The organism is Pedobacter sp. P26 (assembly GCF_050632135.1).
Classification (GTDB): domain Bacteria; phylum Bacteroidota; class Bacteroidia; order Sphingobacteriales; family Sphingobacteriaceae; genus Pedobacter.
Map to the genome: position 1 here is coordinate 2,071,309 of NZ_CP192574.1, position 19,204 is coordinate 2,090,512.

At 39.2% G+C, this 19,204-nt stretch carries 13 protein-coding genes; 7 read left to right on the forward strand and 6 right to left on the reverse strand.

Translation table 11 applies throughout. The annotated features are described in order from the left end of the window. The first annotated feature begins 47 nt into the window (after positions 1 to 47). The gene (locus tag ACQ86H_RS09560; protein ID WP_431294652.1) at positions 48 to 299 is read left to right on the forward strand and encodes a hypothetical protein; all 252 of its coding nucleotides are present in this window, start codon (positions 48 to 50) and stop codon (positions 297 to 299) included. Beyond that, on the forward strand, positions 275 to 1,300 hold the full coding sequence (locus ACQ86H_RS09565; protein WP_431294653.1) for a glycoside hydrolase family 28 protein: 1,026 nt from the start codon (positions 275 to 277) through the stop codon (positions 1,298 to 1,300). The genes ACQ86H_RS09560 and ACQ86H_RS09565 overlap by 25 nt, the downstream gene beginning before the upstream one ends. A gap of 239 nt (positions 1,301 to 1,539) precedes the next feature. Here ACQ86H_RS09565 and ACQ86H_RS09570 read toward each other — a convergent pair whose 3' ends face one another. Continuing rightward, positions 1,540 to 3,207, reverse strand: a complete 1,668-nt coding sequence (locus tag ACQ86H_RS09570) for a GH39 family glycosyl hydrolase (RefSeq protein WP_431294654.1) — start codon at positions 3,205 to 3,207, stop codon at positions 1,540 to 1,542. Between the two features lie 388 nt (positions 3,208 to 3,595). Between ACQ86H_RS09570 and ACQ86H_RS09575 the strand changes: the two genes are divergently transcribed. After that, positions 3,596 to 3,871, forward strand: coding sequence for a type II toxin-antitoxin system Phd/YefM family antitoxin (locus tag ACQ86H_RS09575; RefSeq protein WP_431294655.1), 276 nt, complete (start codon positions 3,596 to 3,598; stop codon positions 3,869 to 3,871). 3 nt (positions 3,872 to 3,874) lie between these two features. Further along, positions 3,875 to 4,150 carry a Txe/YoeB family addiction module toxin gene (locus tag ACQ86H_RS09580; RefSeq protein ID WP_431294656.1) on the forward strand — a complete coding sequence of 92 codons (276 nt, stop codon included), beginning with the start codon at positions 3,875 to 3,877 and terminating at the stop codon, positions 4,148 to 4,150. A gap of 66 nt (positions 4,151 to 4,216) precedes the next feature. Here the strand turns inward: ACQ86H_RS09580 and ACQ86H_RS09585 are convergent, their stop codons facing one another. The 5 genes from ACQ86H_RS09585 to ACQ86H_RS09605 form a co-directional block, all read right to left on the reverse strand. Then, positions 4,217 to 6,118, reverse strand: coding sequence for a RagB/SusD family nutrient uptake outer membrane protein (locus ACQ86H_RS09585; protein ID WP_431294657.1), 1,902 nt, complete (start codon positions 6,116 to 6,118; stop codon positions 4,217 to 4,219). 116 nt (positions 6,119 to 6,234) lie between these two features. After that, positions 6,235 to 9,441: a SusC/RagA family TonB-linked outer membrane protein gene (locus ACQ86H_RS09590; RefSeq protein WP_431294658.1), complete on the reverse strand. Its 3,207-nt coding sequence runs from the start codon at positions 9,439 to 9,441 to the stop codon at positions 6,235 to 6,237. 483 nt (positions 9,442 to 9,924) lie between these two features. Continuing rightward, positions 9,925 to 11,574 (reverse strand): protein-disulfide reductase DsbD family protein, encoded by a 1,650-nt coding sequence (locus tag ACQ86H_RS09595; RefSeq protein WP_431294659.1) that lies wholly within the window; start codon positions 11,572 to 11,574, stop codon positions 9,925 to 9,927. Between the two features lie 16 nt (positions 11,575 to 11,590). Continuing rightward, complete coding sequence (locus ACQ86H_RS09600) at positions 11,591 to 11,911, reverse strand: protein-disulfide reductase DsbD domain-containing protein (RefSeq protein WP_431295370.1); 321 nt, start codon at positions 11,909 to 11,911, stop codon at positions 11,591 to 11,593. 151 nt (positions 11,912 to 12,062) lie between these two features. Next, positions 12,063 to 13,109: a PLP-dependent cysteine synthase family protein gene (locus ACQ86H_RS09605; protein ID WP_431294660.1), complete on the reverse strand. Its 1,047-nt coding sequence runs from the start codon at positions 13,107 to 13,109 to the stop codon at positions 12,063 to 12,065. A 197-nt stretch (positions 13,110 to 13,306) separates the two neighbouring features. Between ACQ86H_RS09605 and ACQ86H_RS09610 the strand changes: the two genes are divergently transcribed. The 3 genes from ACQ86H_RS09610 (at position 13,307) to ACQ86H_RS09620 (ending at position 19,203) form a co-directional block, all read left to right on the forward strand. Continuing rightward, a complete protein-coding gene (locus tag ACQ86H_RS09610; protein ID WP_121286955.1) occupies positions 13,307 to 13,774 on the forward strand; it encodes an Lrp/AsnC family transcriptional regulator in 468 nt (155 codons plus the stop codon). A gap of 784 nt (positions 13,775 to 14,558) precedes the next feature. Next, positions 14,559 to 16,163: a tetratricopeptide repeat protein gene (locus ACQ86H_RS09615; protein WP_138822101.1), complete on the forward strand. Its 1,605-nt coding sequence runs from the start codon at positions 14,559 to 14,561 to the stop codon at positions 16,161 to 16,163. 262 nt (positions 16,164 to 16,425) lie between these two features. Beyond that, positions 16,426 to 19,203 carry a TonB-dependent receptor domain-containing protein gene (locus ACQ86H_RS09620; protein ID WP_431294661.1) on the forward strand — a complete coding sequence of 926 codons (2,778 nt, stop codon included), beginning with the start codon at positions 16,426 to 16,428 and terminating at the stop codon, positions 19,201 to 19,203. The last annotated feature ends 1 nt before the right edge of the window (position 19,204 follow it).

Here is a 19,204-nt window from a genome sequence, read left to right on the forward strand (position 1 = left end):
CCGCGCAGGCGGGAATCTTAAAGCTTTGTACAAATCAATATTGTATCATGAAAAAACTCCTAATAATCGTTTTGTTTACAGCCATTGGTTTAAATGCCATGGCTCAAGATTATGTCATCACCAAGTTCGGCGTGGGTACCGATAGCACCAAACTTAATACCAAAGCCATTCAAAGTGTAATCGATCAGGCTTATCAAAAAGGAGGAGGAACGATTGTAATTCCTAAAGGTGTTTATCTTAGCGGAGCACTTTTTTTAAGCCTAAAACGAAACTGTTGTTACAAGAAGGTGCGGTACTAAAAGGATCTGATCAAATAAAAGATTACCCTTTTATCCCATCCCGTATGGAAGGGAGGAGCCTTAAATACTTTGCAGCATTAATTAATGCAACAAAAGTAGATGGTTTTAGTATTTCCGGTCCAGGTACGATTGATGGAAACGGACTCAAATTCTGGAAGACATTTTGGGCACATCGAGATTCGCTTAAGAAATTAGGAAGAGAATCTACAAACCTGGAGGTGAGCCGTCCGCGGTTACTTTTTATCTGGGGATGCAATAACGTGAATATTAAAGGGGTAAAATTGCGCAATGCTGGATTCTGGACCACTCATTTGTATCAGTCCAATCATGTATTAATTGAGAATTGCGATATCCGCTCGCCGTTTCGGCCGGTAAAAGCACCAAGCACTGATGGTATAGACATTGATTTTTGTAAAAAAGTAACCATCAGGAATTGCTATATCTCTGTAAATGATGATGCCATTTGCATTAAAGGTGGTAAAGGACCCGACGCACAAAAACTGCCACAAAATGGTATTGTTGAAGATATTTTAATTGAAAACTGCACCATTGGCGAAGCGCATGCTACTTTAACCATGGGAAGCGAGTGTATTCATGCGCGTAATATTACCATGCGAAACTGTAAGGTAGAGAATAACTGCCCGATTTTAAAAATGAAAATGCGTGGAGATACATTTCAGCTCTATGAAAATATTACGGTAGAGAACATTACAGGAAAATGCGGCGCAATTATCGATCTAAATCCCTGGAAACAGTTTTTCGATTTGGCAGGCAGCACCGCAAAGCCATTTGGTACGATCAGGAACATTAAGATAGCCAACATTAAAGTTGAGGCAACAAAATTTGGCGAAATGGATGGGAATCCTGAAGATAAGGTATCTGGTTTTCTTTTTAAAGATCTGGAAGTAACAACAAAAACACCTTTTTTGAAAAACAGGTATCAGGATGTTAAAATGGAGAACGTAATGGTAAACGGAGCGCCATTGATGGTTAAGCCTTAATCAAATAATTAATTGCATCATACTGAACTTTGTTTTACTCGCATAGCTCTCCGTTTCGCTATAGGTCAGTATCTATCATGATGTTAAGATCCTGAAATGAATTCAGGGGGACGACCGGAGAAGGAAATTTCACATTTATTGCTCGCGCTCTTTTCAAAATGAGTGCGTAAAGAACATTATGATTAATCGTCATAAACGATTATTTATTTCCGTGCTTTCCGTGGCAAAAAAGCAAAAAGCTACCAATCCAACCTTAACAAAGCTACCCCTTGTCTGGCTAATTCCATTTCAAAAGCACCGGTTGTGGTATCAAATTTCCTGGGTTTGCCAATCATTTTAAGTTGCCCTGCTTTTTCTAATGTTGCAATCTGTTTTGTATCTGGATTTTGTGGCGAGCCCATTTTTTTCCATACAGTATAAGAATTGCTGTTTTCAGTATCAATACGATATGCTGTGATGGTTATCGTTTTTGCAGGCAGTTTATTTAACAAGATGGAAACAAGATCTTTCGAATCCGTTTTATCCTCATCGTGATAGTTCCACAGCATGACAGCAGCCGTTCTCTCTGCTTTAGTGGCCAAAACACCTAGATCAGTTTGCGGTTTTCTGATGCTCGAATCCAAAATAGCATTTAAATTGTACATGCGGTTGCTTGTGGCTTCAACACGGTTCCCTTTCATCTTGCCAAACATCCTGAATACATTTAAAACAGGTTTATCAACACCATTGGTTGCTAAATCGCGAAAACCTGCAAACCAAGGTTGGTTTTCAAATTCGAAGGACCAGGTAACAGCGCCTAACAGGTTGATTTTATATTGATCTGTAAGTTCGTAAAGCCGGGCAAAAGATGCTGCAGTATAACTCGAATACATGGTGCCGTTGCGATAAGCATTCTCGGGATTAGTACTCATACCGCAAGCAGCACAACCTTCGGGATCAGATTCGCCGATAATTACAGGGATATTTTTAAGTTGAGGGTATTTACTGATGATCTTATAATTGCCATCAATATTGCGGAGCTGAGTCCTTACATTCATTACTACAGTTGCGTTTGATACTTTTGGTGAGCCTTTAGCATGAAAAAGAACAGCATCTAAAGGTGAACCGATTTTGCCTGTTACATAATTGGTATCTGTTAAACAATGTTTAATAAAGGCATCTAAATACTTGGTCCCACCACCGGTTACATTCGCACCACCAATTTTAGCAGTTGGTAAGGCTCTTTTAAGTCCATCGGCAGCGTAATCGTAAAGTTTAAAGAATTCGGCCTGTGTACCTTTCCAATAAGCGCCATCCGGCTCATTCCATACTTCCCAGTACCAGCTTTCTACCTCAGCCTTGCCATACCGTGTTACACAATGTTTTACCCATTCGTAAACCAAATTCCCCCACTTTTTGTAATCTTTTGGCGGATAGGCCCAGCCGGTTAAAATTTCATCATATCGGGCGCCAGGTTTCCATTTGTGTTGATAGGGTTGAGGTTTGGTTGAAAGTGCCTCAGGCATAAAGCCTATTTGAGCCAGAGGTTTCATGCCTCTTTTTACATAAGTATCAAAAATCTGATCAACAATTTTCCAGTTGTAAACCGGATTACCTTTGGCGTCTTCCGTGTAGGCATTCGTCGATCCCCATTTTAAAGCAGGCGTGCCATCTCCGGAGGTTAGCAAGTTATGCGCACGTACATATACTGGAACCGGACTCAATTTTGAAATTTCAGTCAGCAGTTTCTGGCCATCTTTCATATAGGTATAATTCGGTTCATCATAACCAAACCAGGCCCATATTGGTTTCATCGGCGCTATATTCTTATCGAAATTAACCTCAATGTTAGCTTTTGATTGAGCGTTTGATGTAAAGATGATAGCGGTTAAGCTAAATAACAGGAGGTAAGCTTTTAATGTTTTCATATAGTGTTTTTTATTTTGATCAAGACTTCGGAAGTCTGCTATAAGGCTGCTCATAAATTTCTGCTTCAATAATGCTTAAATTACCTTCTGATGTGGTTTAAGCCCGGTTAACACCATCATCAGGTTTTTTACCATTTACCTCCAGGCCAATATATGAGTTTTATTTTCTTTTCCTTATCGTACCAATGGGGTGGTGACTGGTTTTCCTTTCGGTACTTTGTAATTCGCTGTAAAATAACCTAAACCTGGTTAGAATTGCCTTCGAAAAAGAGTTAGTAACAAATGCAATAAAATTAATATTTATATGATGAAAATAAAGAACAGGGATTACATTATTTGCTTTTATGTACATTATGATGTACATTTGATTGTACAAAATAAATAAAGTATGAAAGCAGTAACCATTTCTTCTCTCAGAACAAATATGAAAAACTATTTTGATGAGATAAGTGCTACGGAGGATGTTTTGATTGTTCCAAGAAATAATAATGAAGATGATGCTATTGTGGTTATTTCTATTAAAGAATATAATGCGCTTACCGAAACTGCACATTTAATGTCGACAGAAGCAAACCGTAAAAGATTAGAGAAATCTATAGAAAGTTTAAAAAATGGCAGAATAAAGCAATTTTCTTTAGAAAATGAAAAGTCTGTTGAGCTTTAAGCAATGAATATATTATTTACTGAAGAAGCCTGGGAGGATTTTGAATATTGGATGGATAATGATGATGAGGTGGAAAGAAAAATAAGGACACTCCTTAAAGATATAACAAGAACACCATTTCATGGTTTAGGAAAACCTGAAGCTTTAAAGCATAATTTAAAGGGCTTTTGGTCACGGCGGATTACTGGTGAGCATCGTCTGGTTTATCAGATATCAGGTATAAAAGGTAAAGATCAACAATGCGCCATTATTCAATGCCGGTTCCACTACAATAAATAGTAGATGTCCAAACAAAAAGAGCAATTAACCAATGGTAAATTGCTCTTTTTTTAAGGATCAATCTGATTACCAGCCTGGATTTTGCATGGCTTGTTTTTGCTCAGCAGTTAATGGTTCGCCACCAATTTTAAGTACATCCAGGAAACTTTGAGGAATAGGACGCAGATAATGTTTACTTGCAATCGGTTTAGCTTCGAGGTTAAATGCAGCGGTACGTGCTACTAATGTTTTGGTGCGGGCCAGGTCTTCCCATCTCATCAGTTCGCCCATTAATTCCCTGGAGCGTTCATCCAAAATAAATGCAGTGAATTTATCTGCATTGGAACTTGCGCCAACTTTATCGTAAAAATCTTTGCCCGAGTTAAAAATATCGGCTTCACTATTTAAATGCATCGAAGATAATGTATTGGTTGTAGTTACCGGGATATTGTTCGATTCGAAATACGTGTTTTTGTCTGAATAGGAAACAATTGCTGAAGTTACTGCAGGATTGGTTTTATAAGAAATTCCGCCATCAACATAAGAAGAACGGTCTTCTCCATCTTTATAGGCTGCGCGATCGCGAACACTATTTAAATACGGGATAGCTTGTGCATATTGTCCTAATCGTCCGTAAGCTTCAGCAGCAATTAAATAGGTTTCGGCAAGGCGGGCCAGAATTCCATCACGCTGTCCGAACTGTGAGGCTACGAGATTTCTGGAACCATCCATAAATTTAGATAAAGCCACATATTGGTTTACACTGTAATTGCCGTGGGCATTTAAGTAGCTTTGGGGCTGACCAGCAAAGTACCTTACAAACATAGTTGGTTTGCGGCGGGCAAGATCTGTTGGTAAAGCCGGATCGGCATTGGGAACTATTGGGGTATATCGGGTATCGCCGGCATCATTTACGATGTACAAAACAGCCTCTTCCCCAACGGTAAATTTTGGTTGTCCTTCTTGTGCTGGAGTAGGGGCGCTGCCTTTAACCCATTTAGGGATACTGGCTGCATTATTGGCTATATAACGCGTTTTGAAACTTTTCCAGAATCTTGAATCATTTACCCGGTCAAAAACATCTAAAGTATAATCTGTCGACCTCATCCGCTGAAATTCGCGTCCGCCTGCTATATCGCGTATTATTCCAGGAAGGGTTTGATAAACAGATGGATAATAAAGGTGTACCTGGTTACCATACCTTCCCTGGGTTGCAGTATTGTTCGAAAATTGGGCAGCCAGGATAATTTCCCGGTTGGTTTCGTTGGCGCCATCTACAGCTGTAAAGTTCCAAAGATCGCTGTAGTTGGTTGCTAAGCTATGCTGGCCGCTGCCAATTACTAAATCTGCATATTTAATAGCATTTTGCAGATCGGCTGTTTTGGTATCGCCATTCCATTCATTATTCATTTCGCTCGCACGGAACAGATAGGCTTTGGCCAGAAAGTGGGCTGCTGCCCATTTGGTAATTCTTCCTCTTTCTGCTGCTGCTGTTGGAAGCAGGTTATAGGCTTGCGTAAAATCCTGAATTACCTGTTCGTATACTTCTTTGGCTGAATTCCTTGTAAACTCATCTTTAATCGTTTCTAACGATTCAAGCTGCAAAGGTACTCCTCCATATTGTTTAACCAGTTTAAAATAATCAAAGGCACGCATAAAATAACCTTCTCCCAGGCGGGTATTTTTGTTGACACCAGTATAATAAACCGGTACATTTTTAATCACAATATTGGCCGAATTAATATTGGTGTACATGTTATCAAAAACAGCTTGCACATCCGCATTTAACGAATTTAAGGTTCCATCATAGGAGTTCCACATTTGCTCGGTTCTATCACCACCTACAGTAAACTCATCTACCCCATAATTGGTGCTGGTGTAAGCCCAGGTGTAATTAAAATGGAATTTTAAACTTTGGTACATACCAATAACCAGGCCATCTAATCCTTCTGTTTTTTGAAAATCGGATGTATTGCGTGAGTTGATCACTTCCTCATCCAGGAAACTTTTTTACAGGAAGTGGGAAGCACCATAAAGCTTCCTAACAAAGCCACTCCTGATATAATATTTACAATCTTTTTCATAATCAATATTTTTTCACTCTGTTAGAAACTTGCATTAATGCCAAATACAACACCTCTGTTAAAGGTGGATCCACCTAAATCCGGATCTATCCATTTTATCTTCGAATAGATTAAACCGGGATTGATTATCTGGGCATAAACCCTTAATCTGGATAGTGTTAGTTTTTTAGTCATGTTGTCAGCAAAATTGTAACCCAACGATATGTTTCTAACCTTAATAAAAGAACCATCCTGGTAGTTCATAGCACTTTTAAACTGATCGCCTGCTGCACTACCATAATTAGGTGCAGGATAATCGTTGGTAGGGTTAGTTGGCGTCCAGTAATCTAATACCCGTTGGGCAAAACGGCCTTGCAATGATTCGGCACCCGTTGCGATAAGAAAATTATACCTTGCAATAATAAAAACAGATAAATCGAAACCTTTGTAGTTAAAAGTATTTGTGATACCACCGCTCCAGCTTGGTGTATAGCGGCCCAGTATCTGACGGTCGCTATTGGCATCAATTTTATGGTCTCCATTTAAATCCCTGATCCTAATGCTTCCAGGTAAAAATGTTTGTCCGTTTGCCTTGAACTTATCCATTTCGATCTTATCTTCCGGTGTATCTTGCCAAATGCCATCTTTAACATAATCGTAAGCTACACTAATCCCGTTTCCGATAAAGAAAAGATCAGCAACCATGTCGCCACCGTTCAGTTTCACAATCTCGTCTCTGCTGGTCGAAAAATTCAGGGTAGATTCCCAGCTAAAATCTTTTGTTCTTACATTAACCGTATTTAAAGTTAAATCGAGTCCTTTGTTTTTGGTCGAACCAATGTTATCATAAGAGGTGGGATAACCGTTGATGATATTGATTTTTTTAAGTAAGATCAGATCTGTTGTTTTAGACTTATAGAGATCTAGTGAACCGTTTATTCTTCCTTTTAGCAGGTCGAAATCTAGGCCTAAATTATACTGTTGGGTTTTTTCCCAGCTTAACAATTTGTTGGGAAATGAAATTGGGTTGGCCAGAGAAGCATCTGATGCTACATAACCTATCTGGGCAGCACTGCCAAAGGTATAGGTAAGTGGTTGCAAAAGGCCCAGTGTACTACCAATATCTACTGATGAATTACCGGTACTACCCACACCAAGCCTCAACTTCAATTGACTTACCCATTTGATGTTTTTCATGAAATTTTCCTGATCCATACGCCATGCCAGGGCTGCGGATGGGAAAAAATCCCACTTGTTGCCTTCGGCCAGCTGCGATGCTCCATCCGAACGTAACGATGCGGTTAACAGGTACTTACTGTCAAAACTGTAGTTTACCCTTGCCATGTACGATTCGAGTGTAGATTTTCTGAAATCGGTGTCAAATCCATCCAGAGCGGTAATGCTTCCTGCCCTTAATCCATACCAAAGCGGAGCAATTAAATTGATTTTACTACCCGTTAATGATGAAGACTCATCCTGAAACAGCGAAGAACTCTGCAATAAGGTTACGCCAAAACTGTGCTTGTTAATGGTTTTGTCGTAATACAACAAATGATCAAGGGTATAGGCAAACTTATTGCTTTGGTTTAACTGTGCATAATTGTTAACCGAACCCGGAATACCGGCATCGCGGTTTACCGATTTTGCATCCTGGTACTTTCCATTATAGAAATTAGAGAAATCAGGGCCGAAATTAATGCGGTATTTTAATCCTTTTAAAATATTAACTTCAGCAAAAGCCGAACCTAAGGCTCTTAGGGTTTTACGAAGATTGATGTTGTAATCGGCCTCGAGAATTGGATTCTGAATATTGATATCACCACCAGGCAGGTTAATTCTATTGCCACTCGGATCATAAGGAATAGCCATAGGAAGCATGCCTCGCGCAGCAGCATAAATATTACCAGCGCCTGAAGCACTGGCCGCAACGAAACCATAGTTTTGCAGGCTATAGGTTGTTGTGATGTTAAGTCCCATTTTAAACCATTTAACAGGATTAATCTCTACACTTAATTTACCGCTGTATCTTTCAAAATCCTGCCCCAGCTGTGTACCGGTTTGATTCAGGTAGCCGAATGATCCATACGCCTTCATCTTTTCAGTACCACCACTCACACTTAACACATGATCCTGGGTAATTCCGGTTCTGGTAACTAAATCGCCCCAATCGGTAGTAGGAACCAGGCTGCCATCGTAAACACCATTTGCCCAGCCCTTTTCTATGTTTTCTAGTACATAAGGGTCTCCCGCAAAAATTTCTCTGTCCTTAGCCAGCGTAGCTACGGTTGGATATTTCCGGGTATCGGTTGCTGGCAATGCCCTAAACGCATCGCGGCGAAACTCGATATATTGTGCTGAATTCATCATTTCCATCCTGTCGTTTAGGGTTTCGATGGTTGCCGTACCTACATAATCCATGGTTAATCTTCCGGTTTTACCTTTTTTGGTCGTTACGAGTACCACTCCATTGGCACCTCTCGAACCATAAATGGCTGTTGCAGAGGCATCCTTTAAAACATCGATATTTTCGATGTCGTTGGGATTAATGGCATCGATCCCGCCAGCTTGCAGTGGAATACCATCTACCACGAACAAAGGCGAGTTACTGGCTTTTAAAGATCTAAGACCACGGATTTTAATATCTCCAACCTGACCAGGACGCTCATTTGAGGTGATATCTACACCTGCCGCTTTGCCTTGTATGGCCTGTAAGGCATTGGTTACCGGTCTTGATCTGATTTCTTTAGCGCCAACACTTACAACTGCTCCTGTTAAATCACTCTTTTTAACAGTATTGTATCCCACTACTACAACTTCTTCCAGATCATTGGTCGAACTTTTTAATTGAATGCTGATTGTAGTTTTTCCATCAACAGGTACTTCCTGTGTGGTATAGCCAATGTACGAAACCACCAAAACCGGGTTGCTCACCGTTGATGGAATAGTAATGGAAAAAGCACCCTTGGCATCGGTAGAGGCTACAACGGTACTACCCTTCAGTCTGATGCTCACACCAACTAAGGTTTCACCTTTTTCATCAACAATCTTGCCTTTCAAGGTAACGTCCCGTTTGCTCATCGGGGTGTTTTTCACTATAGTTGAAAGTGCTGTTTTTCGATAGCTGGTATCAGCATTTGCCTTGCCTGCAGCACCTATAAGGCATAGCACAGATATGCCTGTTACCAGGATTTTTTTGTGCGAAGAGCCTTTTCGTCGATTTAGGTTTTCTGGATGAAAATTAAGAGCCATAATTTTATTGGTTTTGTAAATATTTGGTTATTTGGCCAAATAGCATATTAGATGGAGTGTGCTATTTGTTTTAGGTGTATATAATTAAGCAATCAATCCATACTCATGGAAGAATTACCTGTTGCATGATAAAAAATGAGTTAGTTTTAGTGTTTTGGCTACACCCGGCTGTTTCTTCTTATTTGCTTCAGGGTTTTAAAATGGCAAAAATGGTATAACTTATTGCAAACGATTGCATGATGTTGTAGTTTTTCTTGCTCATATAGGTATTGATTATACTTGGTTATACGAGATTAGAACTTTAATTCGGGTAATCCGTCCTGTTCCATCCTGTAAGCTATATGTATTTGCAAGAGATTAAAGCTGAGGGGTGTAAATGAGTAGATTTACCTTTTAAAAAAAGGTAAAAAAAGGACAGACCATCCGGTACTGTCCTTACATCATTAACTAAAATTAAAATCAACGCTTTTTGAATCCTATCTCTTAGTGGAAAGCGTTTAAACCACTTGTTAAGAATTTTTTATAATTGGCTATTTCGTAATCGGCACCTTGTGGTGGTGCCAATAGTGCTTCTGTTTTTGGATCGAGCAGTACATAAAAAGGCTGCGAATTGGACTGGAATTTCCTTGCTTGCAGGTCGCTCCATTTTTTACCAATGGTGCTGAGTTTTTTTCCTTCAGGTGTAACCGTTACATCAGCCGGAGCAAGTGCTGTTTTATCATCCACATATAACTGGATCAATACATAATCATTACTGATCATTTTATATACGTCTTTATCCGGCCAAACATTGGCTTCCATTTTCCTGCAGTTTACGCAGGCATGGCCGGTAAAATCAATTAGTACCGGTTTATTCAGTTTCTTAGCTGCAGCTAAACCTTCATCATAATCGAAATAGGCATTGAGCTTTAATGGTGCATGAAATTTATCTGCATATTTGTGCGGACCATCATTTGTTGCGGTCTGTTTTCCTGCTAATAAATTGGCTGTGTACAGATCGAAATCCTGCGTTTCCTGTGGTGGAAGAAAGGCTGAAATGCTCCTTAATGGCGCTCCCCACATACCCGGGATCAGGTAAATAGTAAAGGCCAATACAACAGTAGCTAAAAAAAGCCTGGGTACTGAGATAAATGACAAAGGACTATCATGTGAAAACTTTAGTTTACCAAGAAGATAAATACCCATCATCCCGAAAATAACAATCCAAAGGCTTAAGAATATTTCGCGGTCAAACCATTCCCAATGGTAGGCCAGGTCTACATTACTTAGGAATTTTAGGGCAAAGGCAAGTTCAAGAAAACCAAGTACAACCTTAACACTGTTTAGCCAGCCACCAGATTTTGGTAGTTTGTTCATTGCAGACGGAAATAGCGCAAATAAGGCAAAAGGAATGGCCAGTGCCAAAGAAAAGCCAAACATGCCAATTGCAGGCCCTAACAAAGCGCCGGTTGTAGCTGCCTGTACCAATAAAGTACCTATAATGGGCCCGGTGCAGGAGAAGGATACTAAAGCCAGTGTTCCTGCCATGAAAAATAATCCTGCAATGCCGCCTTTGTCTGAATTGGCATCCATTTTATTTACCCATGAAGAGGGTAGGGTAATTTCAAAAGCGCCCAAAAACGATGCTGCAAAAACAACAAGTAATAAGAAGAAAAAGAAATTGAATATCCCGTTGGTTGATAGACTGTTTAAGGCATCGGCACCAAAAATTACGGTAACCAAAAGCCCAAGCACCACATAAATGAGGATAATGAAAAAACCATACAATGCTGCCCGCCGAAAGGCTTTCCCTTTTTCTGATCCTTTAGTGAAAAAACTTACTGTAAGGGGCAACATGGGAAAGATGCAGGGCATCAACAGGGCTGCTAAACCGCCAACAAAGCCAGCAATAAAAATCCCCCACAAAGTTTTGTGTTCTTCTTTTGATGGTGCAACAGTTTGCTTAACAGTGGCGGGTACTGCAGCTGCTATTTTGGCAACAGTATCAGTTGCTTTGATTGTACTATCAGGCGCTTCTGGCTTTATCTCTGTAAAAGTGAGGTCGTCGGTTCCGGAGCTATCCTGTGCATATCCATTTAAGGATATGGCACAAACGAACAGCAAACCGAGACATATTTTTTTTAAGGATATCATATTCTTGGTAACGCTATTATTTTACAGGAATACTAAATTCGACCTGCTCTGGCGGTAAACATTGTTTATCGTCGCATACCATAAACTCTACATTGCCTTTAACGGTTGCGGTTTTGCCTTTTAGCTTCACTTTTTGTTGAAAAACTACCGACTTTTCGAAGTAGCTTACATCCATTTTAAAAGTAGATTCGAATTTGGTTATCGCTTTTGGTTCTGTAGTTTTTCCAACCAGGGTGTAAGCGCCAGATGCAGGAAAAGTAAAGGTTGTTTTAACAGGACCTCCATCTTTAACAAATTGCGAATAGAGGTGCCAGCCCTGATCTACAGAAGCTTTGATGAAAACAGTGGCTGTATTTGGGCCGGTTTTTTGCGGCGTAACTCCAGGTTACGGGTTTTAAAATTTGGCTATATGCACTAAGGCTAATCAGGCATACAGTACAGAACAAAAAGGTGATTTTTTTCATGTTGTGGTTTATTGGTTATGTTGATTAATGTAATCTGCTAAAGGCCTGGTAGTCCAGAAAATCTACTTCAGGGGTAATGTATCCTGTTTTAACTGGTTCCAATTTCATGAGATCGGTACTTAAATATTTCTTGTTGCTATCAGAAAAGATGGTCACTACACAGCTGTCAATTCCCATTTTTTGCTGTTGTTTTATGGCACCTATCACATTGGCTCCTGATGATATGCCTACCGCTAAACCAAGTTTCTCAGCTAGTTTTTGTGCCATTAGTATGGCATCGCCATCATTTACCTGTACCACCTCATCCAGTTCGCTCAGTTTAACAATTTCTGGAATGAACTCATCAGAAATGCCCTGGATTCTGTGGCTGCCTACTTTATAACCCGTAGTTAAAGTAGGTGATTCTGCAGGTTCAAGTGGGTGTATTTTAATCTCAGCGTTTTGCTTTCTTAAAAAATTACCTACGCCCATGATGGTTCCTCCAGTGCCTACTCCGGCAACAAAAGCATCGGGCGATAGATTTTTCAATTGCAATTGCCCCCAGATTTCCTTACCTGTGGTATGTTCGTGTGCTTCTGGATTGGCAATATTTTCGAACTGTTTTGGTAAAAAGATATCCGGATTGTTTGCAGCCATCTCTTCTGCAAGTTTAATGCTACCGATAAATCCACCTTCTTCTTTGCTCACCAGAATAATTTCAGCACCTAAACTTTTAATAATATCCATGCGCTCTTTGCTCAACCAGTTGGGCATAATTATGGTTACCGGATGACCTAAGGCTTTGCCTATTGCTGCAAATGCAATGCCGGTGTTACCGCTGGTAGCCTCAACAATACGATCTCCGGCTTTGATTTTGCCTTCAGCATAAGCTTTTTTCAAGGTGTAAAGCGCCATCCTGTCCTTAATACTGCCTGTTAGGTTATAATGCTCACATTTAACATAAATTTTACCTGTACTTCCCTGGTAAGTATAAGTAAGCTCCAGCATTGGTGTATTACCAACCAGAAGCGATAAATGTTCGAATTTCCCTTGTTTTGTAGAAATCATTTCATTTGCTGTTAAGGTATTCATGGCTATTTTTTAAATCAATCAGATAAAGCAACTTTGATTATTAAAATTTCGGTAAAACTCCGTATTATTCTTATTTGTGTCAATACAAGTTGTTTTTTACATAAATTTTCTGTTTTTTTGGTCTATTATTAGTTTTTATTTCAGTTTAAGCTGAATTTTTTAATGTCCATTATATTTTTTTTCATTCATCAGCGAACATGATACACGGAGATTTAGATCAGGTTGACATCGAAATATTAAAATTGCTGCAGCATGATGCCGCATTGACCCATAAAGAGATATCTTTAAAGCTGCACAAGTCTATAGCAACCATACACGAACGCATCAGGAGATTAAAAGAACAAGGTTATATCAAAAGAATTGTGGCGATTCTTGATCGGAAAAAAATAAATAGAAACCTGATTGCTTTTTCACATGTATTACTGAAAGAGCATACTGCTAAAACCCTGATCGAATTCGAAACCGAAGTTTCTAAATTCGGGGAAGTAATGGAATGCCTTCAAATGACCGGGGCTCATGATTTTATTCTCCGTATTGCAACTAAAGATATGGATGCCTATCATGAATTTTTACGGAATAAACTGGCTACACTCCCCAATATTACAACCGTTCAGAGCTACTTTGTACTTTCAGAGCCAAAAAGTGAAACCGCTTATCCGCTGTAGTGTTGGTTCATTAGTCATTAGTCATTAGTCATTAGTCATTAGTTCATTTGTTAGGGGTTAACAGGTTAATTGTTTAACTGGTTATTGGCAAGTGAAGTTGTTTGCTGCATAACTGATTAATGAGCTTTGCAGTGAGATAAGGCAGAATTAAATGAATCGGAGATGTTTTTAAAAAGAGGCCGTATCATCCATACGATGGTTACCTGTGGTTTCTGATGTTCCCATCTGACACGAAAACAGTTAATGGAGGGTAAAACTCTATAAAAAGGGATTTTCATGAATATAATTTCAATAATTCTATCTTTTAGAAAAGCAGTACCTGTAGTGCTTCGGTTACATCAGCCCCGCCCTTTGCTTAATCCCGATAAAAATACGCTCAAAATACAAATCATCCTAAAATCGGAATAACGCTGTCGGTCGGGTTTATTGAACACCGGTACTTTATTTCGCCGAATCCCTCCATGTTTTATTCTTATCCCTTAAGCGGATGAAGCTTTCTCAAAAATATAGAATTGTCATCCTGAGCTTGTCGAAGGACCTGTTTTAAATGTCTTACAAGGCATTTCTACAGGCTCAACGTGACAAATTGGATTGAATTACATTTATGATACAGCTTCTTGAGGAGATTCATTAACATTGATTTTTATTCTGAATTACAAAAATATCGCTTAAAATCCGATTTGAAATTGGATTTAACATTCATCACTTAATTCTTCAACTTAACCTTAAGTTAACATGGGTGCTCTTTCTTTGTCCGGAATTGTCTGATATAATTGATTTTAACATGACCAAACCCATTTGTGTTCTTATATTTTTTCTATTCTTCATTACGAATACTTACGCCCGGGGCGACAGATTCGAATCGATTATTACGCTAAATCAAAAAGATCCGACTGCAGCCCTGGCTCAATTAAAAAAAATATATGCTAAAGCCATCGACGATAACGATGAACTTTTAGAGGGCAAATGTTTGCAGCAGATGGGCAAGATTTGTTATACACAAGGCCATTTTAGTCAATCTTTAGAATTCTTCTTAAAAGCAGATAAAATATTCGGTAATGCCAGTCAATCGCTTTTATTGGCCGCTAATCTTAACGATGCCGGGGTGCTCTACTATTATATGAAGCAGAAAGACAAGGCCATGCATAGCTATAGTAATGCTCTTGGCATTTATAAAAAATCGAATAACTTAACCGGACAGGTAACCGTTCTGGGTAACATCGGGCAGTTGTACGAGAAAAGACAACTTTACGACAGTGCATTTTACTATCAAAAACTGGCCTTAAAAATTAGTGAAAAAGTTAACGATAAAAGTGAAGCTGCAAAAATACACGAAAACCTGGGCAGCATATATGAAGACCTGGAACATTACGATTCTGCTTATGTGCATTTTAAACAGTCGTTAAATCTCTATCAGGAAGATCATAATAATTTGGGAAGTATTGAGGTAATTAATAATCTAGGTGATATCCTGCGTAAAACCGGCCGGTATAAAGAAAGTATTGAGCAAACTGAAACTGCCTTGAAACTGGCCCAAAAGATGGGTAATATTTATCAGTTGAGTTCCTGCTGCAGAGATTTGGGCAAAGCTTATGAACTGTTAAACAATATGGACAGCGCCTACCACTATGTAAAACTTGGGTATAAGTACACTATTGATCTGTATTCGGAAGATGGGGCCCGGCAGGTGGCCTTTTTACAGGTGCTTTACGATATTAATAAAAAATCTGAGGAGATTAATAAACTGAAAAACGACCGGAAGATGAACAGGATTATTGCTTTTTCTGCCACCATTGTGGTGATATTATTGGTTGTTTTGGGTTTTGTTATTTTCAGCAGGCAACGTTTAAAATTAAGAGATCAACAGATGCTGGCGAGGCAGAAGGCCATAGAGCACGGCATGACCAGTCTCGAGCTCAAAAATCTTCAACTTGAAGAACAAAATCTGAAACAATTGCTGGAGGTTAAAAGCAGGGAGCTATCTACCCATACTTTAAATCTGATTAAGCATAACCAATTTTTAGAAAATCTAAGAAGTACCTTACAAGCGATGGTGAAAGAGGATAAACGGGATCAGAAAAAGCAGATGAACCAGATTCTGGCCGAGATTAATCAGAGTTTTAACCATGAACGCAACTGGAAGGAATTTACGCTGGCTTTCGAACAAGTTCACCATCAATTTCTCGAAAGCCTAAAAAAATATAGCCATGAGCTTACCTCGGCCGATATGCGCCTGATTGCATTATTGAAAATGAATCTCGATTCAGCTGATATTGCAACTTTACTCGGTATATCTACCGATAGCTTAAGGGTATCGAGATATAGGCTAAGGAAAAAGCTGAATCTGGCACAAGGCGATAACTTATCAGCATTTATCCAGGCATTATAACCGTTACATCTGCTGTAATCTACGGCCTGTTCTTAGCGATTTTTGCAGCTTAACAATTTGTTAATGTAACGGTAATACAAACATAACGGCGTATTGAGATGTGTTTAATTTGTTTATAATCAATATTTTGTGTTTTTATGTTGCCTTTTGATCTATGCATATTGTAACGCTGTTGCCTTTATGTAACCTCGATAATTTCTTTGTGTAATCCGGTGTATACACCTTTGTTTCGTCGATTATAAAAAAGACATGACCAAACACAATGAATAAATTATTACAAATTCTGTTTTTACTTCTTTTTTGTGCAGGCACTGCTCATGCCACAAAACTGAAAGGCCACGTTTACGATAAGCAAACTGGAGAAGCCATTGTAGGTGCAACAGTGGTTTTAGAAAACCCAAGGCGTGTAACGAATACCGGATTGGACGGTACCTTCGAATTTAAGGATGTAAAAGTGGGTGCTGCCAAAATTAGTGTAAGCTACATTACCTACAGAACCATCGAAAAAACTTTAGTGATATTGAAAGAAGATAACGATCACTTAAAGTTCTACATGGAGAGCGATTCGAAAAGCCTTGACGATATCACCATTAAGTCAAATGCCGTGAGTTCTACCGATCAGGGGGCCAGACGTTTAGAAAAAAATGCCCCGCAGTTAATGAATATCGTATCAGGGAAGGCCATTGAAATTTCACCAGATTTAACGGTGGCAAATGTGATGCAACGCATTTCGGGGGTATCTATAGAGCGCAATAGTAATGGGGATGGACAGTACGCCATATTAAGGGGAATGGATAAACGCTATAATTATACTTTGGTAAATGGCGTTAAAATCCCGAGTCCGGATAATAAATACCGTTATGTTCCGCTGGATCTTTTCCCTGCTGATTTACTCGATCGTTTAGAGGTGTACAAAACCCTTACGCCAAATTTAGAGGGTGATGCGATTGGCGGCGCGATTAATATGGTGATGAAAAATGCACCTGGTCAGTTACAGGTGAATGCCAACATTTCTACTGGTTACAGTCAGTTGTTTTTCGATCGTAAGTTTACCAGTTACAACGCTTCAGATATTAATTATAAATCACCGTATGAAGTAAACGGAAAAAATTACAATGCTACACAAAACGATTTTAGCAAGGGAACACTCGATTATAAATATAAAAATCCTGCACCTAATTTAATCGGAAGTTTATCTTTAAGTAAACGCTTTTTGGATAATAAACTCGGTGTAGTACTGGCAGGTAGTTATCAGAATACCTACCGCGGAAGCAATAGTACTTTCTACAATAATTCGGTTGTTGGTACAGATGCTTATGCTACAATTACCAGTAAAAGTTACCGTGAGTTTTCTGAACAACAGCAGCGTACCGGTTTGCACGGGAAAATTGATTATGTTTTTAACAAAGACCATCAGATCAGTTTTTATAATGTATACGTTAATTTGAAAAATCAACAGGTTAGAGATGCCGTAACCACAACTTATAACAAGGATTATGATCCTGTAGTAGGAAATGCACAGTTGGTTTTTGATACCCGTAGCCGTTTAACGAAGCAGCAGATTTACAATTCTACGCTGCATGGCGACCATAAATTTTTTGATCATAAATTTAAGGTGCAATGGTCGGCTGTTTATTCTTCGGCGAAAAACGATGTACCCGAAAATACCAGTATCAGTTTGAATGGGTTGGAGCAGAATTTTCAACGCAAACGTACCAGTTTGGTCAATACCAATCCGGTTACGCGCAGATGGGAACGCAATACCGACGAAGACTTAGCTGGTTATCTTGATCTGACTTATCATGTTTTATTAGGAGACCATAAGCTGGATATTATGGCAGGAGGTTTATACCGCGATAAACAAAGAAGCAGCTTCTTTAATAATTACAATATGGCTCAGGGAGCAGATCATGCAAATGATATTTATGGTGTAAATTTCCAAAATTATACCGACCTGAATCTGGTAGTAAGCAATCCAACAGGTGCAGTAGCCAATTCCCTTACCTACGATGCAACTGAGCAAACCACTTCTGGTTATGGCATGTTTAAATATACTTCAGCTAAGTTAGAAGTCATTGGTGGTGCAAGAGTAGAACATACCAACCAGGGTTATAATCTTCTTTTTCCGGCAGGAGAATCTTTTCCAAAAGGAAACCAGATTTATACCGATGTATTACCGAGTTTAACTGCAAAATACTTTTTAACAGAAAAAGCGCAGTTACATGCTTCTTATTACAAAGCACTTAACCGTCCGGGTTTTTACGAAATTGTTCCCGGAAAAGTTGTAAATGAAGAATTCCAGGAACGTGGTAATCCTAATCTTCAACGTGCACTGGCTGATAATTTCGATTTAAGGTACGAGCTTTTTCCTGGCGCTTCCGAGCAACTATTGGTTGGTGCGTTCTACAAAAGGATAAAAAATCCAATTGAATATACCTTTCAGGCCGATGCCGTTCGCGGTCAGGATATTTATTATAGTTCGGGAAACTTTGGTACGGCCAATAACTATGGAGCAGAGGTAGATTACATCAAATATTTCAGTAAAATAGGTGTAAAGGCCAATTATACCTATACCCATTCTCGCATCAACACCACCAAAACCACCAGGGTTATTAATAGCGCTACCGGAGATACCGAGCCTGCCAATGTAAACCAGGAACGTCCGCTTTATGGTCAGTCTGCGCATATTGCTAACCTTTCCATATTGTTTAAAGACACCAAAAAAGGCTGGGATGCTCAGGTTGCCGGTGCCTATACGGGACCGCGCATCAATACCGTTTCACAATTCTTAAATAACGATTTGTGGCAGGAAGGATTTGTACAGGTGGATGCATCTGCAGAGAAGCGTTTTAAAGGTGGGATTAGTGTTTTTGTAAAAGCCAACAACATTTTAAATACACCAACAAAACTATTTATAAAAGGTACAAACCCGGCAAATAACGATATCAAAGAAGATTTGGTTAAAAATGGAAACACCTTGATCAGAAGCGATTATTATGGCCAGAATTATCTTATTGGCTTTAGGTATAAATTTAATTAAT